General features: G+C 39.4%; 18 protein-coding genes and 1 pseudogene. 12 read left to right on the forward strand and 7 right to left on the reverse strand.

All coding sequences use genetic code 11. The annotated features are described in order from the left end of the window. The first annotated feature begins 9 nt into the window (after positions 1 to 9). The 9 genes from R7P80_RS15075 to R7P80_RS15115 all read left to right on the forward strand — a co-directional run bounded on the left by R7P80_RS15075 (position 10) and on the right by R7P80_RS15115 (position 12,518). On the forward strand, positions 10 to 3,633 hold the full coding sequence (locus R7P80_RS15075; protein ID WP_225492098.1) for a patatin-like phospholipase family protein: 3,624 nt from the start codon (positions 10 to 12) through the stop codon (positions 3,631 to 3,633). Positions 3,634 to 3,646: 13 nt separating this feature from the next. Next, the gene (locus tag R7P80_RS15080; protein ID WP_225492096.1) at positions 3,647 to 4,894 is read left to right on the forward strand and encodes a TerB family tellurite resistance protein; all 1,248 of its coding nucleotides are present in this window, start codon (positions 3,647 to 3,649) and stop codon (positions 4,892 to 4,894) included. Between the two features lie 14 nt (positions 4,895 to 4,908). Then, positions 4,909 to 5,559, forward strand: coding sequence for a TerB family tellurite resistance protein (locus tag R7P80_RS15085; RefSeq protein WP_225492137.1), 651 nt, complete (start codon positions 4,909 to 4,911; stop codon positions 5,557 to 5,559). A 121-nt stretch (positions 5,560 to 5,680) separates the two neighbouring features. Continuing rightward, positions 5,681 to 6,802, forward strand: a complete 1,122-nt coding sequence (locus R7P80_RS15090) for an ISAs1 family transposase (RefSeq protein WP_014386692.1) — start codon at positions 5,681 to 5,683, stop codon at positions 6,800 to 6,802. 48 nt (positions 6,803 to 6,850) lie between these two features. Next, entirely contained in the window at positions 6,851 to 8,059 is a 1,209-nt protein-coding gene (locus tag R7P80_RS15095; RefSeq protein ID WP_225491784.1) for a TerB family tellurite resistance protein, read from the forward strand. A gap of 13 nt (positions 8,060 to 8,072) precedes the next feature. Continuing rightward, positions 8,073 to 10,325, forward strand: a complete 2,253-nt coding sequence (locus R7P80_RS15100) for a dynamin family protein (RefSeq protein ID WP_225491785.1) — start codon at positions 8,073 to 8,075, stop codon at positions 10,323 to 10,325. Positions 10,326 to 10,530: 205 nt separating this feature from the next. Then, entirely contained in the window at positions 10,531 to 11,277 is a 747-nt protein-coding gene (locus tag R7P80_RS15105; protein WP_225491786.1) for a hypothetical protein, read from the forward strand. Between the two features lie 153 nt (positions 11,278 to 11,430). Continuing rightward, positions 11,431 to 12,060: a hypothetical protein gene (locus R7P80_RS15110; protein ID WP_225491787.1), complete on the forward strand. Its 630-nt coding sequence runs from the start codon at positions 11,431 to 11,433 to the stop codon at positions 12,058 to 12,060. Positions 12,061 to 12,101: 41 nt separating this feature from the next. Further along, positions 12,102 to 12,518, forward strand: coding sequence for a hypothetical protein (locus R7P80_RS15115; protein WP_029805242.1), 417 nt, complete (start codon positions 12,102 to 12,104; stop codon positions 12,516 to 12,518). Positions 12,519 to 12,602: 84 nt separating this feature from the next. Here R7P80_RS15115 and R7P80_RS15120 read toward each other — a convergent pair. Both R7P80_RS15120 and R7P80_RS15125 read right to left on the reverse strand, forming a co-directional pair. Further along, positions 12,603 to 12,924 (reverse strand): annotated as a pseudogene (locus R7P80_RS15120) (ATP-binding protein); the annotation flags it as partial. A 19-nt stretch (positions 12,925 to 12,943) separates the two neighbouring features. Further along, complete coding sequence (locus tag R7P80_RS15125) at positions 12,944 to 13,597, reverse strand: hypothetical protein (protein ID WP_406707484.1); 654 nt, start codon at positions 13,595 to 13,597, stop codon at positions 12,944 to 12,946. A gap of 649 nt (positions 13,598 to 14,246) precedes the next feature. On the opposite strand from R7P80_RS15125, the gene R7P80_RS15130 reads away from it, so the two are divergent. Together R7P80_RS15130 and R7P80_RS15135 are read left to right on the forward strand one after the other, a co-directional pair. Then, entirely contained in the window at positions 14,247 to 14,669 is a 423-nt protein-coding gene (locus R7P80_RS15130; protein ID WP_225491788.1) for an ATP-binding protein, read from the forward strand. Continuing rightward, on the forward strand, positions 14,666 to 15,058 hold the full coding sequence (locus R7P80_RS15135) for a hypothetical protein (RefSeq protein ID WP_225491789.1): 393 nt from the start codon (positions 14,666 to 14,668) through the stop codon (positions 15,056 to 15,058). The genes R7P80_RS15130 and R7P80_RS15135 overlap by 4 nt, the downstream gene beginning before the upstream one ends. Before the next feature lie 12 nt (positions 15,059 to 15,070). Here R7P80_RS15135 and R7P80_RS15140 read toward each other — a convergent pair whose 3' ends face one another. Continuing rightward, positions 15,071 to 15,208: a DUF4113 domain-containing protein gene (locus tag R7P80_RS15140; RefSeq protein WP_195747630.1), complete on the reverse strand. Its 138-nt coding sequence runs from the start codon at positions 15,206 to 15,208 to the stop codon at positions 15,071 to 15,073. Between the two features lie 302 nt (positions 15,209 to 15,510). On the opposite strand from R7P80_RS15140, the gene R7P80_RS15145 reads away from it, so the two are divergent. After that, positions 15,511 to 16,617 (forward strand): hypothetical protein, encoded by a 1,107-nt coding sequence (locus R7P80_RS15145; protein ID WP_225491790.1) that lies wholly within the window; start codon positions 15,511 to 15,513, stop codon positions 16,615 to 16,617. A gap of 188 nt (positions 16,618 to 16,805) precedes the next feature. On the opposite strand, the gene brxL is transcribed toward R7P80_RS15145, so the two are convergent. The 4 genes from brxL to R7P80_RS15165 all read right to left on the reverse strand — a co-directional run bounded on the left by brxL (position 16,806) and on the right by R7P80_RS15165 (position 23,391). Next, positions 16,806 to 18,845 carry a protease Lon-related BREX system protein BrxL gene (gene brxL / locus R7P80_RS15150; protein WP_225491840.1) on the reverse strand — a complete coding sequence of 680 codons (2,040 nt, stop codon included), beginning with the start codon at positions 18,843 to 18,845 and terminating at the stop codon, positions 16,806 to 16,808. A gap of 74 nt (positions 18,846 to 18,919) precedes the next feature. Further along, the gene (pglZ, locus tag R7P80_RS15155; RefSeq protein WP_225491791.1) at positions 18,920 to 21,619 is read right to left on the reverse strand and encodes a BREX-1 system phosphatase PglZ type A; all 2,700 of its coding nucleotides are present in this window, start codon (positions 21,617 to 21,619) and stop codon (positions 18,920 to 18,922) included. 150 nt (positions 21,620 to 21,769) lie between these two features. After that, on the reverse strand, positions 21,770 to 22,651 hold the full coding sequence (locus R7P80_RS15160) for a hypothetical protein (RefSeq protein ID WP_158155135.1): 882 nt from the start codon (positions 22,649 to 22,651) through the stop codon (positions 21,770 to 21,772). Continuing rightward, on the reverse strand, positions 22,651 to 23,391 hold the full coding sequence (locus R7P80_RS15165; protein WP_225491792.1) for a DUF3944 domain-containing protein: 741 nt from the start codon (positions 23,389 to 23,391) through the stop codon (positions 22,651 to 22,653). The genes R7P80_RS15160 and R7P80_RS15165 overlap by 1 nt, the downstream gene beginning before the upstream one ends. Positions 23,392 to 23,456 lie beyond the last annotated feature (65 nt).

Below are 23,456 nucleotides of genomic sequence, written 5' to 3' on the forward strand. Positions count from 1 at the left end.
GGTTAAATAATGAGTAAATTAGGTATTGTCTTCTCTGGTGGAGGCGGTAAAGGCGCTTATGAAGTTGGTGCTTGGAAAGCACTTCACGAGTTTGGTCTAGATAAAAACGTTGAAGCAGTGGCTGGTACTTCGGTGGGCGGTTTGAATGGTGCTCTATTCGTACAAGGCGATGTGGAAGCGGCAGAGAAACTATGGCGTGGTATCTCTAAAGACCAAATAATGTCTTTAAACAAAGATAACCTTGCGAGAAAGGCTGCAACTTATGCGAGTACCCTGTTTACACCATCATTGGCGGCTAGAGCAGTATTGGCTATTACAGGATTAAGCCAGGCACAGGGCTTGTTTAATCAAAGTGGTCTAAAACACTTAATTGAAAAAAGTGGCGCTTGTGATGATGTTAGCCAAAGTCAGATCCCGTTCCACGTTTGCGCATTGAACTCTAGTACTCGAAAGCTTGAATACCCAGACCTAACAGATAAAACACCAACAAGTATAGTCCAGTGGCTGCTGGCATCAGCAGCCATTCCTATTGTATTTGATGGCATTGAAATTGATGGGACGACATACTTTGATGGCGGGGTTTTACCTGGTGAATATAGTGATAATACGCCTTACAAAGTGTTGATTGAACAGCATCACTGTACACACATCATCAACCTATATTTGGAGAGAAACCCACAGCTATCCCAAACGGAAAAACAGTACCCTAATGTCCGTTTCTGGAACATCGTGCCAACAAGAGAATTTGATGGATTAATTGCGCCTCTCAACTTTACACCTGAAAATGCAGGTAAGTTGATAGATGAAGGCTATGAAGATGTGAAGCGCATCTTAGAGCAGTTTAAAGACTTCCAAGATACTGAAGAGCAGTTTGTTGCTATTGTCGATAAGCTCGCTGATGATGGAAAAAAATTCGATCAAAACGTCAACCTAAACAAGCAACTAAGAAACGGTCAGTTTGAAAGTTACGAGAGTCTTCAAGAAGTAACTCAACAAGTTGCGATGGAAATTGACGCTCAAGAACAAGCATTTATTGATAGCAGCATCGATACATTAATAGCAGAGATGAAAGATAACTCTACTGAGTTACTCAATGAGGCTTTTTCATCCATTACGACACTTGCTTCAACTGAAGGGGTGATAAATTCACAGTTAGAGCAGAACCGATTCGGACGCATTATTGGCAATCTGACAGGTAGCAATAATGAACGACAAGCAGAAGTTAATCGTGGATTAAACAGAGCTATCTATGCTAACCAACGATTGATTCAAAAACTTAATCAGAAAAATAAGTTAACACTAGAAGTTGTTGCCTCGCTATCGAACAAAACCAATTACCTAATGAACCATGTCAATGTGTTACATGGCAGCATTAAGATGACAGAACATCGACTGAATCGCTCGTTGGCGCTGATGAAAAACGGTTTTGAAGTTTTGGAAGCAGAGCTTTCTCAACAAATATCGCATGTTTCACAAAGAGTTGATGCATTAGAAAGAAACCAAATTATTAATAACTGGTTCCATGACGCTATTGCTAATGGCTTCGCTACAAATGCCTATCAGTCTTTGCTTGATCTCACGAGCAGTTTTTACCTAACTTCAGGTCGAACATGGGAAAATAATGAGTTAGCTCGTTATGTAAATGCATTGAAATTTTTGGAAATTGATAAAGAAGAGTTAGTGCCAGCTTCTCTTATCTGGGAGTCCAATGCAGGTAAGTTCGTAGACCGTATTGATGCTCAGTACATTTTGCCTATAGCGAGCCAAAAGGAGAATGACTTTCCTCTATTGAAAGGCATTCAAATGGTAACAGAAGTATCGAGTGAACGAGATATCATTAGTGAGCTAGAGTCCGATCTTGGTTTGAATCTATTTACACCACGCCCTGCGAAAGAGCTAGGTTTAGAGCTTCTTCACGCTATGCGTCAGAATGATCGCAGACCAGTTACACTCAACCTCACATCTGAGGAGATTCCGTTACTAACAAGTGGTTCGGCAGCTTCTCAGATCCAATCTCAATGGTTATCAGTGATCGCTGAATTAAACGAAATTAATAGCCAGCACCTGAACGATGAAAGCATAAAAGAGCAGTTAGAGTTCCTTACCTCACGGGTTAACAACTATAAAGTAGTCATTCCTGTTATCGGTAAGTTTTCCGCAGGTAAAAGTACGTTACTGAATAGCTACTTAGGTAAGGATTACTTGAAGGTTAATATTGCCCCTGAAACAGCAATTGCTACCGAGTTGACTTACGGAGAAGTTGATCAATTTACTGTTCATTATGTAGACGATACTCAACCAACAATCTATTCGTTAAGTGTATTACAAGATTTTCAGCCCAATGAGCAAGTTGCTTACATCACGGTAGAACTCAATAACCAACGTCTCAAAAATAGAAGAGATGTGGTGTTAGTCGATATGCCTGGATTTGATGCTCGTAATAAAGCTCACCAAAAAGCCATTGCCACATACCTTGAGCGTGGAGATTACTTCGTTACTTTATTTCCAGCGGATATTCCGTTCGATAATACGGTAGTAGAACGGCTTGAGGAGATTTACTACGACCACAGTAAAGATATTGGCTGCTTAATTTCGAAATCAGCCCGTAAGTCTGAAGTTGAATTGGCAAAAAGCATTGAGCAAGTTAAGCAAACGCTGAATGAAAGAATGCAAGACCACTTCGAAGTAACGAGTATCGAAACACAGGACAAACAGCTATATACAATCAAAGGCTTTGAAGTAATGATTGATAATGCTGCAAGTCATTTTGATGCTTTGTTAAAGCATCGCTATCAACCAGTACTATCTGCTTTGATTACGAGCATTGAAGTGGCTTTAAAAGCGAAAAGTTCATATACATCTAACACTGCCGTTGAAATTGAAAATAAGATCGATGGACTGGAGCAAAGCTTCAATCAAGAGAAGCAGCACCTTGAGCAGGTGCTAACGGAGCTTGAGTATAACCTTTGTAGTGTCGGCAAAGAGCAGCTTACCGCTAAAGTTAGTTCAGTATTATCAAATAGTATCCATCGCCTAGTGAGTGCTGCGAAAAGTAATACCTTGTCAGACTCGATGGCGACTATTGTGCGCCCTGTGGTGCAGCTAGAATTAGATGAACTTATTCAAAAAGAGCTAGCACGTTTTGAGCGTAAGTTAGAAAACCATGACAGTGTTTCTGTCGGTGGAATCAGTGTTCACCTTGATATCCCACCTCAAGAAAAAGAAAAGTTTTCATTAAGCTCAGGCACAATTGCAGGTGCTATTAGCTTAGTGGTGCTAGGTCCTGTAGCTGGCATTGTGGTTGGTATTCTAGGTGGCCTGCTTGGTAAGAAAAAAGATAATGAAGCAGAGCGAGACTCTCAGATTGAGCAACAAATCCGTGGTCAGGTTATTCCAGAAGCTACAAGCCAAATTATGGATACCGTAGCGGATCATCTAGCTCGTGTAGTTAGAAACTTCAGCCAGCAACTCAATATTACTCTTGAGCAGAAGAAGCAAGCACACAACGAACAGCTTGTTGAATTACAAAAGCAACATAAAGAACAATCAGATACGTTTGAAGAAACCAAACAAAAACTGATGGCAGCCTCAGTGAATGTCACCGCTTTAAAACAACGTATAAACAATCAATAACAAGGAATCAGTTATGCTAGATATTTTAGATGTAATCAATGAAGCGACAAAAGAAGCCAACTCTTTTGAAAACCATGCAGCAAAAAACCTTACTTTGGAAGAGCGTTTGCTTTATCTACAAGGCTTAGCTCTTGTGATGAATGCTGATGGTGATATTCACCCAGAAGAGAAGGAGTATCTCCGTATTCTGATTAAATCTTTTGAAATGGACGAGTCAATACTTGAGAGCTTTGTTGAATTTGCGCAACGACCAGACAAAGATACAGTTCAAGCATTTTTCCGTACCTTTAGACGCAGGCCAATTGCTCAGTTGTTCCTGTTTGATGCACTAATGATGACACGCAGAGATGATTTCGTAGATGAAAGAGAGAAAGCGGTAGTAGACAAAATTGCAGAACAGTTAGAAGTATTAAAAGGGACCTATCAAGATATCTTCGATTTGTTCTGTCATATTAATAACAAAGACTGGGACGAAAGTGCTTTATATTTTTCTAGCCATTTGCTAAATCCTGAACATTTTAAACATTTGTTAGATTATTACGAGGTGGATTTTGATGATCTTAAAACATTGACTTCGGAAAAGAATAAATCAAGATTAACTGAAGTTATTTTTAGAGAACTATCTCAAGCAAATTTTGATGTGGAGTGGGGAGAGCTTGGTAATTCAAATAGCGAATATACTCAAGTTACTTTATTGCCAATATATTCTAAAGTTCCACTCACAAAATCAATTTTAGTATCATGGTTACAATCTTTATATGATAGAAATTTAATTTCTGTTCGCCATGGTCTAATATATGATAGTGAAGATTATGAATTAATGTCTCTTATAGATGAAGGGTTGATATCTGACCCGTTTAATAAAACCATAAGTTTAAGTAAAGACACGGAACCTTGTGAATTGTCAACTAATAATAAAATTATAGATCTTTATTATGAGCAAAACGAAATAGAATTCGATTTAAATTATTTGATGAATATTTTTCAGGCAAAAAATATTGCAATGTGTAACTTTAATCAATTGCCAACTCTTAATGGGATACAGTTTTCTGCTATTACCACTGGTCATGAAATTGGTGAAAAAGGTCATCCAAATGCGATTGCTGAAGTTAAGGGAGATAAATTGGTTGTCAGGTGGTGTAGTCATTGTAAATTTGGACATGGTTTGGATACAACAATATGTGATGATAACGATAGAAGGTTTACGGAGTTTGATATTAAACCATTTATTAAAGATCATGGAGTATATTTGGTTAGATAATGATATAAGTAGTGATGCACAGAAAGTACATTATTATTTATATGGTGAAATACGAAATAAATTACACACAGAATATGGTTAATATATTAAATACAATAAATACTGCTGCAAAGAATATGCTCTCATTTGATAGCCATGCAGCAAAACAGCTATCTCTTGAAGAGAAATTACTTTATCTTCAAGGGTTAGCATTAGTAATGAATGCTGATCAGGAAATACATGAAAAAGAAAAAGAGTACCTCAAAGTTCTGATTAGAAGCTTTGAAATTGATGAGTCAGTGATAGATACATTAGAAGAATTTAGTCTAAACCCTGATCAAGATACTATTCAGTGTATTTTAAAAGCCTTCATGAAAAGAGATATGTCTATTACTCTCTTATTTGATATGTTTATGATTGCTAATAGTGATGGTGATATTAGCGATAGGGAAATTTCTGTTATAAAATCACTGTGTTTACACTTTAAACTAGATATTAATCAATTTAGTAAGATTAATATGTTTTTTTGCTCGATGTCAATTAAGCCAAACTTTGATGATCTTTTGCTATTGCAAGATATTCCCATTGTCAATTATTTACATTTGTTTGAATTTTTTAATATAGAAAAATCAGAAATAATAATGATGTTGGTTTTTAAATTAAATGTTATTTTTCATAGAACTTAAGGTTTGATTATATTAGATAAAATACCAGGGTGAGATCGTGAACGTTTTTTGAACAAAATCACGACCGATTTGACGATCACAATTAGCTGTGATCATATACTCCCTTTTTAGGGATAACATCATGCACATTGACCACTTCAAAGAACATTTTCAAACGATTATCGACCAACGCCAAGGTGCAAAGGTCACTTATTGCCTGTTTGAAGTCCTTTTTGGCTCGCTATGTGCGGTGATTGCAGGTGCGAAAGGCTGGTTTGATATTCGTGAATATATTCGCGGTCATCATGATTGGTTTAAGCGTAATAACTTGTTTTTGAATGGTATTCCTGCGGATGACACCATTGCTCGCATCATCTCTACGATTGAGCCTGAACAGTTTCATGAGTGCTTCGTTAACTGGATGTCGTCAATACACACTCTTACCGATGGGCAAGTGATTGCGATTGATGGCAAAACGCTTCGCGGCTCATATAATCGTGAAGACAGGACGAGCACTATTCATATGATTAGTGCTTATGCGTCGTCCAACAAGCTCGTACTAGGACAGCTGAAAACCGAACAAAAAAGCAATGAAATTACAGCGATCCCTGAGCTGATAAAGATGCTCGACATCAAGGGAGCTCTAGTAACCATTGATGCTATGGCCTGTCAAACTAAGATTGCTAAAGCCATTGTAGATCAAGGTGGAGACTATCTGCTTGCAGTAAAGAGCAACCAAGGAAAACTCCGACAAGCAATAGAAAAGGCATTCTCTTCTCAGCGAGCCAATGTGACAAATAACATCTCTCTTGAGCAAGGACATGGCCGTATCGAGTCTCGCCAATGCTATGTTTTTGACAGTACTAAACTTGAAGGTAACTTCTCTCGCTGGAAAGGCTTAAAGAGCGTTGTAATGGTTGAAAATTTTCGCCTTGAGAAAGGAAAATCTGTCGACCTAGAGTACCGTTATTACATCAGCTCCAAAGCGCTTAGTGCAGAACAAGCTGCTATGGCAGTCAGAGAACATTGGGGCATAGAGTCAATGCACTGGGTGCTTGATGTCACAATGAATGAAGATGCTTGCCAGATATACAAAGATCATGGTGCTGAGAATTTATCATGCTTGCGCCACATGAGCTTGAACATGCTCCGTGAAGAACCAACCAAGCTAAGCATAGTGGGGAAGCAAAAGCGATGTATGATGAATACGTCTATGCTAGAGGCAGTATTAAGTGCTGGCTTTAGTCAGATGGCGAAAAACTAGGCACTCATGCGGTCGCCCTGGATAAAATACTTCTGATGGATTGATATAATGAGTAATATTTTAAATTCAATAAGAGAAGCAGCTAAAGAAAGTAGCGCATTTGAAAACCATGCAGCAAAAGAGTTGTCTCTCGAAGGTAGATTACTTTACCTTCAGGGTTTAGCTTTGGTAATGAATGCTGATGGTGAAATACATGAAGAAGAAAAAGATTACCTTCTGATTCTAATCAAGTCCTTTGATCTAGATGAGTCAATCTTTGATGTCTGTATTGATTTTGCCAATCAACCTGATAAAAGCATTATTCAAAGCATTTTGAAGTATTTTAAGCGCAAAACTATTGCTCAACTTTTCTTATTTGATGCTTTGATGATGAGTTATCGTGATGGAGATATTTCAGTATCAGAAAAAAATGTTATAGACGAGTTTGCGCGGCAATTTGAAGTGTCTAAAGGTACCTTTAGAGACATCTTTGACCTCTTTTGCTATATGAAAAATAAAAACTGGCAAGAGAGTACATTGTACTTCAACGCCGATCTGTTGAGTATCAAGTTGTTTGGCCATATTCTTAGTTACTATGAAGTTAACTTGGATGAGCTATCTCAGCGGACACAAGAAACGTATAAAAGAAAAATTTTAGCTAATATTAAAGATAAAATACATGGTGGACTAAACAATGAAGTTCTACTTTCTTTGTTACAATCTAAAATTGATAGAAGGGAAATAACAGTACAGAATGGTGTGCTAATCATACCTAATTTAAATGATGTGAAATTAACATCAATCAAACTTGGTTATCATGCATTAAGCCAAAGTTTGTATGTGGACTCTACAGTATTAATTGATAGTAATGAGCTGAAAAAATATTTTTTTGGCAGTGTTGGTCTTAATGAAGTAGATCGTTATCGATTAGAAGTTGGTAATCAAACGGTTACATCTTCTCAAATTGGTCAGAATGTTAGGATTTTAAAGCTAACCAATAAAGTTAAGAATGATGGGCTGATTGATATCAATGGAACTTTATGGAAGTACAAAAAAATAGGCGATAGCCTTAGTGGTGGTGTATTGGGAGATGTGTTAGCTAACTCATTTAATTCATTAAATAGCGTTAAAACTAAAACTGAACTGGAAAGTGGGAAGTTTATTGTTTGTAGTTCAAAGAAGGATTTTACTCAAGTAGATAATTTAACCAAGATTAGACTCCATCACTCACTGACGAATAGCAGTATTAGTGGGGAACTATTAAGATTTTTTAGATAGTGGAACAACAGCCATGAAAGAAAAAATAAATAATATATACTTGCGGTACGAAAATTACGTCAACGTAATTAACTCTAAATTTCTTGAAGATATAGGAAAACTTCGTAATACATTTGAAAGCGATATTGATAATGCCAAGCAACAAAACCGAGTGTTACGAATCGGTATTGTGGGTCAAATTAAGCGCGGTAAGTCATCTTTCTTAAACAGTTTACTTTTCGATGGTAAGTCCGTTCTTCCTAAAGCTGCGACACCTATGACAGCAGCACTGACTAAAATCAGCTACTCAGAACAGCCAACGGCAACGGTAGAGTTTTATAGTAAGAAAGAGTGGAATAAAGTACTTGAACAAGCTCGAAAAGTAGAGCAAGAAGAAATACGCTATCGAGCACAGCTCAATGAGTTTCAAGCATCAAAAACGTCAGGATTAAGACGAGAAAGAGGGATTAGACCACCTCAAAAACCAATTTATCCTGAAGAATCTAAGGCGTGTTTCGAACTGTACCAGATGGTGCAACGTTCAGGGTTGAATGTTGATGAGTACCTTGGCAAACAACATGTGATTGAAGGAACTGGCTCTAATGAGACTCTAATCTCTGACCTGACACCGTTCGTTGGTGCAGATGGTGAGTTTACTCCAATTGTTAAAAGCTCATCATTAGCCTTAAATCTTCCTGGGCTTAAACATATCGAGGTTGTTGATACACCAGGGATGAACGATCCAATTGTTTCAAGGGGTAGACGAACGCAGGAGTTTTTAGGTCAATGTGACGTCATCTTCCTACTGAGCTATTGCGGTCAGTTCTTGGATAGCCAAGATATGGCACTGCTAGCGCAAAACATCCCGAATAAAGGTATTGAAGAGATCATCTTAATTGGTTCTCTATTCGATAGTGCGTTGCTAGATGAGTACAGTAACTACTCTTCTATTAGACAAGCTTTGCCTTCTTTAACCGCAAGCTTAAATAACCAAGCCCAGTCGGAAGTTAAAGCAGTTTGCCGTCATGATGAATTGAACCATGGTGGTCAGTCACATCTGATGCAAACCTTACAAAACGCTTTACCTCCTATTTTTGTATCGTCTCGATGTTACGATTTAGCGAAGAAAGGGAACGATCTAAGTGAAGAAGAGCAACACACACTTAACCGCCTGAACCAAATGTTTGATGACTTTACTTTTACGCCCCAAATTTTGGAGGCAGTAGCTAACTTTAAAAAAGTCCACTATAAGCTGGAGTCAGTCCGAGAAAATAAAGATAAAATCATGGCGGAGCGCCTTGATAATCTTCTTAAGGGAGCGGAGCGTGATTTATTACAAAAGCTAACGGCAATTTGTGATGATATTACTCTTAAGCGAAATAATCTCCAGCAAGGCGATTTAGCTGAAGCAGAAAAGAAACAGAAAGAGTTGGCAGAGCGTATTAATGCAGGTAAATCAAAAGTGAGCATGGTTTTCGATAAATATCGAGTGCAGATCGAAAAGGAGCTTCATAAGACAGAGCAAAGCATCAAACAGAATTCTCTTTCAGTTAAACGCATTAACTCTCAAACAGGTAGTCGTGAAGAATCGTATACGACTTACTCTGAGGTAAGTGACTCTAGTTGGTATAATCCATTTAGTTGGGGTAGAACTAGGACAGTGTCATCTACAAACTACCGCACAGTTAACTACACCTATGCAAATGTTCAAGATGCAGTCCAAAAGCTAGAAGACTTTGTAGTTGAGACTAGCGATAGGCTATATCAGTCAAGCTCTCAAGCCATCAAGATCAATCAGTTCCGTGAAGATATCAAACAAGCTGTAAAAGGCTTATTCGACTTTTCAGACCCAGATTTTGACCCTGAAATGATATTGCTTCCGTTAAGTAACTCTGTAGATCGAATTACGATTCCAACGATTAGCTTAGACCTAGATCATCATATTAACTCCATTAGACAACAGTTTTCTGTAAATGAAGTCGAGGGTGATGAGATCCAACAACTAAGAGCTGAGCAGGCTAGAATAGTAGGCATTTTGCTAACGGAAATCACAGAAGAAGTGAGTAAATGTGGCTCAGATATGCTTGGTAAAATCTCCAGAGAAGAGCAAGATTTTCTTCCTACTCTTATCGAAGATTTAGAAAGCAGCATTGAACAGCTTCGAGCAGACTTAGAGAACAAAGAGCAAGCTCTTAAAGAGTACAGCGATATTTTTGAAATGGTTGAAGAGGATAAGCGCCTATTAAGTACAGCTAATCTTCATCTACCTGAGAGGGCTGCTATGTAGATTGATGAGGGGATTGATGCCCTCATTTTCGAGCTGAGAATTAGCTCTTGGTGACTAGCAGAATCTCTTTCAGTTGTCCTGTGCAAACTTTAGCTACAGGCGATTTGCAGAGCTACCGAATGGAGATCATCAGGTAACTTCTCTACTGAGCCAAAAATATAACCATTCAGTCATATTTTGACTTATTTAATACAACGAGAAAAAAATGAGTAAAAACGTCGCACTTTTAGTTGCCGAGGCTCCTTGGTTTTCCTTTAAAACTAATCATGATCAAGCCAGTTGCATTCCGTTCTTTGAAGGAGTGAAAAAGCTGGTTAACGATAGCACAGACAAGCCACAACTGAATATCTACAACTGTAATTATTATGACAACAAATCGCTTGAGAAAGCACTAGAACATCTCGTTGATACTCGTGAGGATATACAGATTCTGTATATCGGTGGGCATGGAGATGGCAAGCGCATTGCCGATGCTACCATCAACAAAACTACCGAGCTTATCCGTGAGCACGGCAAAAAAATTAAAGGACTAATCGTTAGCTCATGCATGGCTGGTTTAACCGACAAACTATCGATGGCATCGGAGGGGGCGTTTTCTTCCAGTGAACGGTTAATTAGTTGGGTGAATGGCCCCAATTGGATAATTTCTTATAAATACGCAGTCGATTGGTTTCCGTCTGCGTTGATGGAAACCTCGATTGTGCGAGCATTTACAGAGCACTATCACCAAGAAGGCAGACTCAACTCAAAAGCAGATATTCTTGGTTGTTTGAATCACGCATTAGCGCCATTTGATCTCCACCAAGAATTCGCATCAGATAAAAGTGACAATCGCAAAAGCTTGGGAGACACCATTCGCATTTGGATTCGGGCGCAAGGCTCTAGCCAACCAACTGATGTGACGGAAGATCTCCTTGTACAACTTGGTTACTTAGAATTCGAGGCCGAGTGACCTGAATTGTCGTCAAAATGGTGAGACTATTTTTAGGGCTATTGGTATAACTGTCCCCAATTATCCCCCGATGAGTTATTAAACATCTCCCTAGTCACTAGAAGTGGTGTTTTGATATCCGTAAAACCAACAAAACCAATAAGAGGAATTCTCATGGCGATTAATCGAAGACACACACCTCAAGATTCGCTGACAATGAAACAAGTAGCCAAGCTTGTTCTAGTTACCTATTGCAATTCGCCTGATTATAAAGAAGCAGCAAGAGAACAGATTGACCCTAAATTTAAATTGCAGGAGACCGTCGTTCAACAGATTTTAGGAATGCCATTATCTGATCAAGATAGAAAACAAATCGTGCGAGAGCTTAACTTACTTGGTTGGGAAGTCGCAATCAACGCATGCTACTGGCTGATTTTTACTATCAGGGACATACACCTCTGGCATGATGCTGGAACGTTTGTCGATCAACCTCTATTGGAGGCACTTCACTCGAACCCAGAACCTCATCCTCTAGGTCTAACTTGCGGAATGGATGTTACGGCAAATGAAGTAGCCAAATTTAATGGTTATAGCGAAATAGACATTATTGATGAACTGGCTCAGAACCGCTATCACAAGGCTTCTGATGAGCAAATCGATGAGTTTGAGGCTACTGGAGATACATCGGTGCTAGGTATTGAAGACGATGAGCAGTTGCCTCTTGATACATTTACCTTCTGGCAATACGTTGATTTCTACCTTGCAAAAAAAGGACTCAATCGACTCGCACCTCTAATCCGCTAATATTAACAACGCCCCACTTTTGGGGCTTTAAGGTCGATGACATGAACTTGACCATATGCCTTACATTACAGGTGAACCATCTTTATGACTTACTTGAAAGGCAAAAACAGAATTCCGTGAAACTAGAAGAACAAGTTACATTACTGGAGCTTCAGTTGGATTTGCTCAAGCTAAATCAGCAGATAAGCACGGTAGACCAGCTCGGATCGAACCCTGAGGCCCTATACTTAAGCCAATACCTCCGCCGACGAATTCTTTTATTCAAAAGGCAGTTTAGTGATGTTGCCAGCACTGAGCTATTTCGCAATAAACTACCTACCGAAAAGTTCGAACAAGTCTTGTTTTTGTTTATTGAAACATTAAACCGAAATATCAATACGTTAGAAGTCTGTGGTTCTGTTCAAAAAGACTTTGTCAGCCCCGATGTAAAAATGGTGCCTCGACGACAACGTCGATAAGTGGGTAACTGTCAGATAAGATCTGAATTAGTACACATCAGGGAAGTGCGTATTTCGGTGATTGCGGTTGCTCGTTTCGGTTTATTCAGAACACCAGTCATAAAGGATTAGTAAGGCTTTCTTAGCCAGCGATTTGATAGCTACCATCCAGACGATCTGTGGTCAGGTCATCTAGCAAGCGAGTTAATCGGTAGTACCTAACAGTTTGTTGTTGGCCGCAGCCGCTGGCTACCAGTGCGCAACTAAGGTATGTTTTGCCTGCACCAGTTGGGGCAGTGATTAAGATGTTCTGGTGCTTGTATAGATAACTGCCCATCAGAAGTTCGCTCATCTGCTTGCGGTTGAGATCTCGTCCCTCTTTGTAGATGAGTTGGCTCGGCTGAGCATTCACTCTCAGCTCAGCTTGGCTTGTCGTTTTCTTTTATCTAATCTTGGATTAGTGGGTACACAGGATCTCCCCACAATTCACTGCTAGAATTCATCATGATTTTAATTATAGTTGGTAATATCTTTTCTAGCAGAGCAGTACAGTCTCGTAGTTGTTTACGGTTCGCTGAGCTACCGTAGGTTGCTCCGCCATGAATAATTTGGTTACGCAGTGTGTATAGACGAGCAAATACAATCGAAAGAACAGATGCAGTATTGTTGTGCCCTAGAGCGGCATTAGCAGCAATCTTGGCCTTACTACGGGCTTCTTTCCATTCACGCTCGGTGATACGCCCTGCATGGTAATTCCAATAACTTTCTAGAATAAATTCATTATCCAATACAGATCTTATTGCACCTGAGTAATTATGCCAGACGATGTCTGATAATAAATTTTCAGTATCCAACTCAACAAGTCGTGTCAAAAACTCTTGGTAAAGTCCTCTTTCTCCATAGTTAACTTTTTGTTCAAAGTCTTGTGCGTAAGCAGAGTTAAAAGCGATCCAGAGGAAAGTAAATTTTGAGTCGTCGTCATCACATGACTCTGCTTGCTGAAACCAACTCAATGAACGATGTACTCTAGTTGAAAGAGCTTGGGAGTAGTTTTCCCGCTCGTTGCGGTGACGTTTTTTTAAAGTTTCGAAAGTAAGCATTTGTTCCTCGTTTATTATCATTATGGGTCAGTTATTATGGAGTTGATTAACTCATGATTAGCCATTACTGTAACCTGACATGTATAAAATACACTTAAATATGTTATTTATATCTGAAACTTTACCTAATTGCGATTTGATCGTCTCTCTCATATTGCTTAATCGTATCTAAAATTATTGGACAATAGTTTCTGTAATTGATTTATGATTAACAGGGGGGAGCTTTGTTGCGTAATCCAATAAAACTAAATCAATCAATATTGCTCGACAAAGACCAATCATTTGTTCTATGCGGCGTTAGCCGCTTTCAATCAGCACTGCTTTCGCAGTGCATCAACCGATGCTTGATTCATAGTCAACAAACCATCTTTACCCTTTATAGAGGGTAGTCTGTTGTTTACCCCCGATAAGGGGTAAAACCGATTCTTTGTTTTTATTAGATATAAATAGCCTTAAAAGTAAATAATAAGTCTTTGTTTTAATTGAAATAAATCGTTGACGAAAAGATTTTTATACGTTTTAATAAGATTGAACACTCTCTATCTCAATTTGTATAAAGATTGAGTTAAATAAATTAAACAATATCAAAGAATTCATCACCTTATCGGTGAGAGGAGGGAATTATTTTTTAATAAAAGGAAACGCCAAAATGGCCAAGCAAACACTTACCCTTGTGCGTGGATTACCAGGCTCTGGAAAGTCTACATACGCAAAAACTCTCGATGCTGTCTTAGTTGAAGCGGATCAATTTTTTATCGATAGAAACGATACTTATCAATACGACCCCGCTCTAATCAAAAATGCTCATGCCTGGTGTCAACTCGAAACGAAGCGCTTACTTCGCGCAGGATTTGACGTCGTGGTTGCAAACACATTTGTAAAAAACTGGGAAATGTCATTTTACAAATCACTTGCGGATGAGATGAATGTATCATTCGAAGTCATTGAGATAAATGGGAAATACCAAAATATTCATGGTGTACCTGATGCTGTCATTGCTCGAATGCGTAAACAGTTTGAGAAGTTAAATTCTGCATTGATGTCTTCACCTGCAATGGAGGCGTCACAATGAGTTCAATAAAAATTAATGGGTTAGACAAAGCACTCAAGTCAGTGCAAAAGCGTACAAGTGCTAGAGAATTAACTAGCGAAGGTGTCTATAAAATACTCAACGAAGTGCAACAGACTTTAGATACTTATCTATTTAAAAAGGATCAGGTAGGTATTCAAGTATTGGTTACAGTTTATACAAAAGTTGCGGGTTCATACCAGGGCATACCATATTCAACTTTTGTTGAAGTTGAACGCGGTAAAACCGTGTGGAAATTGAACAACGTGTATCGCGCTATAGGGATTGCAGCGGACGCAAAGATCCTTAATTCGGAAAAATTTGCTGATCAGATTTATTGTAAAGCTGAAAAGAAACTCAATAGACTGGTATATCCTGACATAGAATTGTAGATTGTGAGATAGCTAGCACTTGATCTTCGGTAAATCGACCCACCGTGTCGTATATTGCGGCGTTAACATTTGACGCCGCATTTGCACTTCTGCGATTCCCCCTTGTTCCACACACCCAAATCTTTGGTTTAACGTATCATAAACATCCATTAATTTTGGACCAATCGTGATTCAGATTAAAGAGTTCGACTGCTCATGTTGCTCATCCACTAAGTCAACCAGTTCCATACCAATTTTATAAAATCTTATCTCGTTTGAAATAACAGGTCTGATAGTTTAGAGGATACTTAGTAGTTTCAGTTCAGCATTGTAACTCGTTTTAGTATTACCGCTCAGTGTCAAAATGCCCTAGAATTCTTGATCTGTAATTTATTACGATAAATTACGATAAATAAGTAATTACATCTCATTAGGTATTCTATAGTCTATAAATCAATACTTAAGGAGAACTTATGAGCAAGAAACGAGATACCATATTGTGGATAAACCACGCTATCAGCTACTTTAAGAGTCAGGGTAAAACGCAGAAAGATATGTCAAATGTACTCTGTATAGAAGAGTCTCGCATAAGTGAGATGAAAACGGCCAAAAGACTTTTGTCGCCAACTGAAAGGCAATCAATTATCGACTTTTGCGGAGCGCCGCGTCGTGAGTCTGGACGTTTTGAGCATGCTTTATGCTTTAACAGCGTAGACACCTTTATCGCGTCGTTTGGTGAGTTAATGGAAAATCGCTACTTGCGGGAACTCATTCGCTTTTTCCAAGATCATGAAACTCAGGCCAATTTATTAAGTAAGTGTATTCCAATAGAAGATGAGAATGGTAACTACATTGAAACTATTCGCTTGTCAGATATAGATGAAATGATTCGCGATGATGACTTAGAAGATACCTTCCAAAAATATCATCACTGGTTAAAAAATCAGAATGAGGATTCCTGTCTTAAGATGCCTGTGTTCAACAGCTCTGTGTTAGTTGAGGATAAAGATGTCTTCCACTTGATATACCAACTGTGGATGCTTGTTAAGCAATGTCCGACATTTTTACTAGCTACTGAGGAGTCTTTTAACCTAAATCCTGTCGTTGATGTTGAAGAGGTCGTCATGACAGGAGAGAAAGTATTACTAATCGAAAACTCGAACAACCCCAAACCTGTTAACCAACCGATTATCGAACGTTTTGGTGATGGTTGTCGCTATCCAAAAAATAAATGCATCAAACATGATTTGTGGAAAACGGTACGATGCGAACTGTACCTAAGTGAAGATATGAACTATCACCTGCTGATTCACCTTTCTCATGAGTACAAGATTTGTTCTTATCCAGATGCTGAAAAATATGGTGATGGAGCCGTCCATATGAATGAACTCACTTGGCTAACGGATGTGGATGAGAATGACTTGTTAGTCGTAATCGAGAACATCAATTCACTGAAGTTATTATCTATCATTGAAGATGTAAGAAAGTGGTGTGGACTACCTATTGATAACCACCTCGAATTGAAACGTAGGATAGCTAAAGCGGGCGGTTACGTACCAGGAGCAAGGGTATTGGTATAGGAGATTTGTTGTGAGATTTGTTGCATTTTTCAGGCTTGCCAACAAATACCTACATTAATGAACAGGTCAATTCCGATGTTGACAGTGAGTCAGTGCAAGCGAAGTTTATATAAGACTAAATGATAAATACTGAGCAGCATAATTTTATTAAAGCGGCATAAGCCGCTTTAATATCTCATAAACAAACATCAACTAACCCCGAGGGCTTTGTAAACCGCATCTACAGGGTCACTGTAAAAGCTAACTTGAAACTTAGTAAATGTTTCAGCTGGCACCGTCGGAATATCTGTAGCAGATGCCATAGGAATGAGAATCTTGGTTGCACCAGCTTCGAGAGCGACTTGCATTGAACCTGCCAAGTCCTGAACTGGATGCAATACGCCTCCTAGGGTCATCGACCCCAAAACCACCATTGATTCTTGCATCGGCTTTCCAAGTAGAGCAGAGCAGTTAGCAATCAAAGCGGCTAGGCTAGAACTATGTGAGTGACCAGACATCTGGAGGTCAACAAAATGCAAATGGAACTCATGTTCCGAATACTGATTGTTCGCCGCTATTCGTGATAGGTTTCCTTTGAAATACTCGAAACCGACTTTGACTTGCTCTTTTGCTTCTGTATCCGAACCAAGCCCTGATGTCGTTAGTTTGCCGTTACCTGCTGTTTTTTGAGTTTCAATACGGAAGACACCAAGTTTACCCGCAGTGCCAGGGCTAACGAAATGAACGACTCCTGCATTGGGTCTACCAGGCGGAATGATTTTAGCCCCACCTTGTTCTGGAACGTTAACGAAAAACTCTTCGAGACTTTCGTTGTCAAGGTAAGAGAAATTTACATCGAAAAACTCCATTCCTCCAATTTTTTTTAGCTGCTCTTTGACTCGGCGGCGAACTTCGAGTGCATAGGTCAAGCAAATCCGTACATCTTCTTTAGAGTACTCGCCATGAGGCACTAAAAGTTTTAGTAGTCCAGATGTGGTACGGCGAACGGCGATAACATCTCGCTGATTGAGATTGTTTCCCAGCTTGAAGAATTTGTCTATAGCATCGGCAAATGCATGTTTGCGCATTTCGCGCATGTATTCAGCAAGATAATCGGTGATCAGGCCAAAACGGTTTGTGAAAAACTCTGGGCGCATTTTAGGAATTTCCCAGCCAGGAATATAAGCGTGGAAACGGTCAAAAAATGCTGAGTCAATCATCTCTGGAGGGAATGGGGCAAGTAGATGACTCGTTTTAACCAGTGTTTCAACACTCTGATCGATATTACCGACAAAGACCATTGAAGCCTTCGCTTCAATGGAATCACGACCGCGGCTAAATGAACCTGAAGCCATGTAGTCTTTCATTATCTGCACGCCATCTTTGTCTTTAAATCGGATACCAGCGACTTCATCAAAAGCGACAATATCCCACATGCCAACCAAACCGACTTGGCGGCTTGACATGTTATAGAAAAGGTTAGCGACGGTGGTTTGACCGCCAGATACCAATAAAGAGTTCGGGGAACATTCTTTATAAACGTGAGACTTACCTGTACCGCGAGGGCCTAGCTCGCAGACGTTATAGTTATTTTCAACGAACGGGATCATTCTGGCTAAGATATGCCACTTAGCACGCTGCTCCAGATTGGCAGGTTCCATACCAATTGAGCGTAATAGCATATCTAGCCATTGATCCATAGTGAAGTTGCGTCGAGCGTCAAACACTTCTTGCATGTTCATTGAAGGCATCTGAATTGCTTTTAAGCCAACAACAGAAAATGGTGACGTCTTTTGGCCTTCCTCATAGAAGTAGCTTAGAGTAATGATGCACCAAATACCGCCTGTCAGCAGCTTTTCATTCTCTTTAACAACATTGGCAGAGATCACCGCGTCCTTGATACCTAAATTCGATAGGCTCGCCTCGTACACGTCCTTTTTCTGATTAAGCTTTACAGTGACTTTATCAATAACTTTATGTGTGCCTTTTTCTCGGATCAGTGATTTGACCTTTTCAGCTTCGTCTGGGCGAACATAGTTATCAGTCAGAATTTGTTTTACTCGACCTAAGCCAGCTTCTATCAACTCATCATCATCAGTCGAGCAATACATCCCTAAAAGGTACTCGAGGACATACACAGGAACATTGGCTCCTTCCTTAAGTTGTTTGGTCAGGTCTTTACGTACAACTCTTCCTTTAAATTGAGTCGTCATCAACTCATCCAGATCGACATCTCTGATATGTTGGATTTCATCTGCCTGACTAGGAACGTCAATAGGCTCTTGTTGATTATAATTTTCTGTCATACAGGGGTCCTAACGCCTTAAAAGAAGTCATCTTCTATCGCGATATCGATCGTGACGGAGTGAGGTTGTAGCTCTTGTGTCTTAGTCGGATCGCTGATGTCTTTCATCATTAACTTATAAGATACGGTGCGATCAAATCCCGTACCGTTGAGCATGATCACGACATTTCTCTTTCTATCATCTTGCTTTTCAGAGGTCGCATCAAACATCACTTTCTGTTTGTGGGATACGGGTTGGCCATTAGGATCAGCAATCCAAATCTCTAGCTCACGAGCCGTATATTTTTCGCCAACAGCCGCAGCTTGGAAAAGCTCTATTTTATCTGCCATAGAGACAAGACGGATAGGGTTTGAAAGCGGAACAACGGGTACTCGCTCTTTGGCGTATCGTGACTGCAATTTATTTGTAGTTAGCTCTTTGACTTGGATGACTGGAACACAAATTTCTTGTGGCATAATACCACCGTGAATAAACTTTGCCCCACCAACGAAATTAAACCTATTTGACCCACGGGGAACAATAAATTCACCGTCACTGCATTCCGAGTTTACAGTTAAACTCGCTGTGTTGGTCATATTACCGTGCCAATAGAAGCTGTCGTTTGGGAGGTTTTCGCCAATGATGTAGCGTTTTTTAGCTTCAACAGCGCCTTTTGGTTTGACGGTTAAAGCCGTTCTATCTGAATCGACAACATCGCTGGATTTAAAAATAAAACCATGATCAGCGGTAACCAACACACGACTACCATTTAAGCGATTGATGATACGTTCAATTAACTGCTTGATTTCACTGATAGCTGTCGCACAGGCTTCAAACGTTTGATGCTCTGATTCACCTTTATCTCCAACCTTGTCAATTTCATTGTGGTAGATATAGATCACTCTAGCGTCGTGAACTTTTTCTCTGCCTTCCTCATTAGTCCAGTTCAGCACTTCTGAGGCTTTAAACGCGATCCCATTGCGCTTAGCCAAAATCTTATTTCGATTGTCTGTACCACGAGCACTGATACCATCGACTTTGTATTCGACCGTTGAGTTGATGTGTGCAGAGATTTCATTGTGTGGTAGCAAAGAAGCCATACCAAGCTGAGTATAGGAAGGTACGACACCAAGTTGAGATTTAATCTCGGAATGAAAGCGCTTTTCATTATTAATTTGGTCACTTATTGCATGTGCAACCTCATAACGAAGTGCATCAGAGATAATGACAAATACTTTTTTGACTTGTGTTGTATTAAAAATGCCTTCGACTTGTCGTCTATAAAACTCATTTTGGTTTGGTACGCCTGAAATCTTCCAGTTATCTAACAGAGACCCTTCATCGACGAGTTTACCCCAAGCGATCGCTAGGTCGTGTAAGTACCAGTCCACATAGAGTGTTTCGATATCAGAAACCAACCCTGTTTTTCTCAATATATCAGAGCCATTATGAGCGACTTTTAAAGCATGCTCACAGAAACGTCGGTATGCAGAATCGAACTTATACAAGTCAGTTTCATACGCTCGGTACATTTCTTTGGCAGACGAAAATTTAAAGCCATCAATATACTGCTGCTTCAACGCATAAAACTGTTTGGCAGCTCGAATTGCTTTTAAGATAGCTGCGTAATTTAGCTGATGATGAGTCCAATGTGTCGTTAAGCGATGAGAGATCAACGAATCGACTTCAACTTGATCCAGGTCACTCAATTGTTGAGCGAGTAAGATAATAAAATATTGCTCTGCATATTCAAAAGTATCGACACGATGAAGGTGCGTAGGAGACTTAACCATCGACAAGATGTGCTTTATCTCGAATTCTTGCTCTACTTGTTTTGCAAGGGTGTTATATGCATTTGATAAATTTCGATTTTCTCGCATACCCTTAATAAAACTGATCGCTGTCGCTCGTTTAGAGGAGTTAAATGTTCTTCGCTCGGTATAATCGCGTTTACCTGATTCATCTAAATTGATTGGTAGCAGGTGCTGCTTGAACCTTGCAAAGACCTCGTGATTGCCGTTGATTCCACTATTAAGTAAAGACTGGTAGCACTCTGTGAATAGAAGTTTGGTCACTAAATCGTTTAGATGAGGTTGAATTTGCTCTGTATCATCAAATTTTTCAACTTGATATCCCATCACATCGAAAGCAAAGCGCCAGAAAGTATCAACCAAGTTGTACTTTTCTAGATCACTGAAAATAGTATTAACATCGATGCCATCTGCAAGATTTAATAACAGATGGTTCAAGATAGCAGGGAAGGTTGGAGACTCAACTTTAAGTGTTGCTGCTAGTAGTGCTAGTTCCAGTTCTTCCTTATTTGCGCTATGAGGCAACAACTTCTTCAGACGTTCACGGCGAACTTTAGCTGTAAAAAAGGCGCGGTAATGGGAAATAACCTGACGAAACTCCATTCTCATGCCAATCTCATTCAGGATCATTGAGCTTGAGTCAGCATAGAAATCCTCGGAGTATAGGCGAATGTCATATAACCAATCGCGTTCAGGTTTGTTGGTTTCAGTGTTACTGTACAGAACAAATCGGGTAGCTGGTTCAAGTAACTCGACACGTGTCTTTACTTCGAAGTGGGACTTATCATCTAAATGGATGATCTCAATGCCGTCAATAGAAAGCTCATCAAGCTGATCAATAAACTCTTTGTCGGTATCTTGCCAAAATACCAAACGGCTATGTTCAAATTTGTTTAAAAGGCCCTGAGATATTTGGTCTATGTTCATTGTGTATTCCGATAGGGCAGTTATAGTGCTGAAAATTCTATCTTATTTTAACACTATGACTGGCTATAGTCAGGTGATTACTGTGATGACTAAACGTATCGGATTTAGATAACAAGGGAGATAAGTTCCCCCTTGCCAAATTTTCTTGGATTAACTGGCAACTACCTCTAATTTTGGTGTTTGTAATTCTTGTAATAGCAGAGGGTTATGTTCCGATTGGAAGAGCTGCTGCAACTGTGCTTTTTTTTCATGAAATGGAATAGAGATAGCTTTATCATCCCCCCTTATTGCTGCTTTTGCTTTGTCGTTACACCAAAATCGAAACTCATTAAGTGTTCTATTGTATCGCTTGGAGTTTTCTCGCATGAGGTGCTCTGAGAGCTTAAACTTGCTATATCGGTCACAAAGTTGACTTTCTATATAAATAGCTTTGGGTAAAATATCCAGCATTAATGAGATGAAATCCAGCATGTGCTCAAGATGTCGATCCGTCGCTTTATCTGCAAACGAAGTTAGGTTGTCAATCAGCGACAAGACTTCGTTTCTTTGTATTGATAACGTGCTGATTAAACTTGCTGCAATATCTTGAGTTTCAGATACCAGTGATTTATCAAGTAGAAGCACTCTAGCTGACTCAATAGTACCGAAATATTTAGACATTTTTTCTAAATAGAACAAGATGTTTTGAGCATCAATATCAGAAGAGATCACATCAATTGTCTGCTGCAACTTGTCAATTTTTTTCGCTAAATACATGGTTTGAACAACAATAGCACCTACAATAATCGTTGTTGATAACCCGATCGCTGCCATCTGTGTTGCATGAGTTGCTTGTATCAATTGACTAATTTCGTTCAATTTTTCTGGATCAAAAGGTACTTGCTTTAAGGGCATATGTTGAACAATTCCAGATTGTTCAGCTAGCTCAGTCCAATACGCAACACCATCCCGTAAGACAACTGTACCGTTTTGTAGCCCTTCTATAACTTTTGGGTAAACCTGTGCCCAGTCGAAAGTGAAAATTGTGTCCATTAGAAAATAGGCTCCTCTGAATTTAACATTTGCTGTCTCATTGCCGCAATTTGTACTACTGAGGGTAGTGTTACCCTAAATGCTGGCCCACTTATAGCAGGTATTGTCAGGAGCACCGTAACTGCCATTCCGATTGGACCTGCAAAAAGTCCAATCACACGCGCTAGCCCAGCGTTTGCGGCGATCGTGAGGCCGCTACCAAGTATTGCTTTTGCTACTGCGTTTGCGACAATCATAGCGATTTGATATGACATAAAACCACCCACTCTAATAGCAGTGATGATTGCAGCCAAAGCGGCGCTACTCGTTAACGACGGATCTATTTTAAGTTCTTTTCTAAGTTGGTCTCTTTCGGTCTCTGACATTTTTTCCCAAGAATCCTGGAATAGCTTGGCTAGGAGTGCTTGTTCAATATCAACGACACCAGCTTTATAGTCGGTTTTTATGCTCAGTTTTTTACAAACATCGATTAGAATTTCTCTGTATTCCACGCCTGATCTTCTAAACAGATTAACTAGAGTATCCCCACCAAAGTGTTGTAATTCACCCGCGATAAGCTGCCACACTTGTTGATAGTTGCCTTGGGCAGCTTTAAATTGTTTATCACCCGTCAATGTTTCGGTGAAGCGAGTTTTGCCATTTTTATCTATGGTTAAGTACTTGACTAAGATGCTGAGCATTTCATTATCGGCGTAACGAAGTAACTCTAAATCTTTGTCGTTTCTATATGTATTGCTCATTTTTAGCTCTTCTGATGTTGCAAGTGATTGCCAAACTATTTTTAAGCTAGGCAATTAGATTTATT

It is taken from the genome of Vibrio sp. 2092 (assembly GCF_033339635.1).
Classification (GTDB): Bacteria; Pseudomonadota; Gammaproteobacteria; order Enterobacterales; family Vibrionaceae; genus Vibrio; species Vibrio alginolyticus.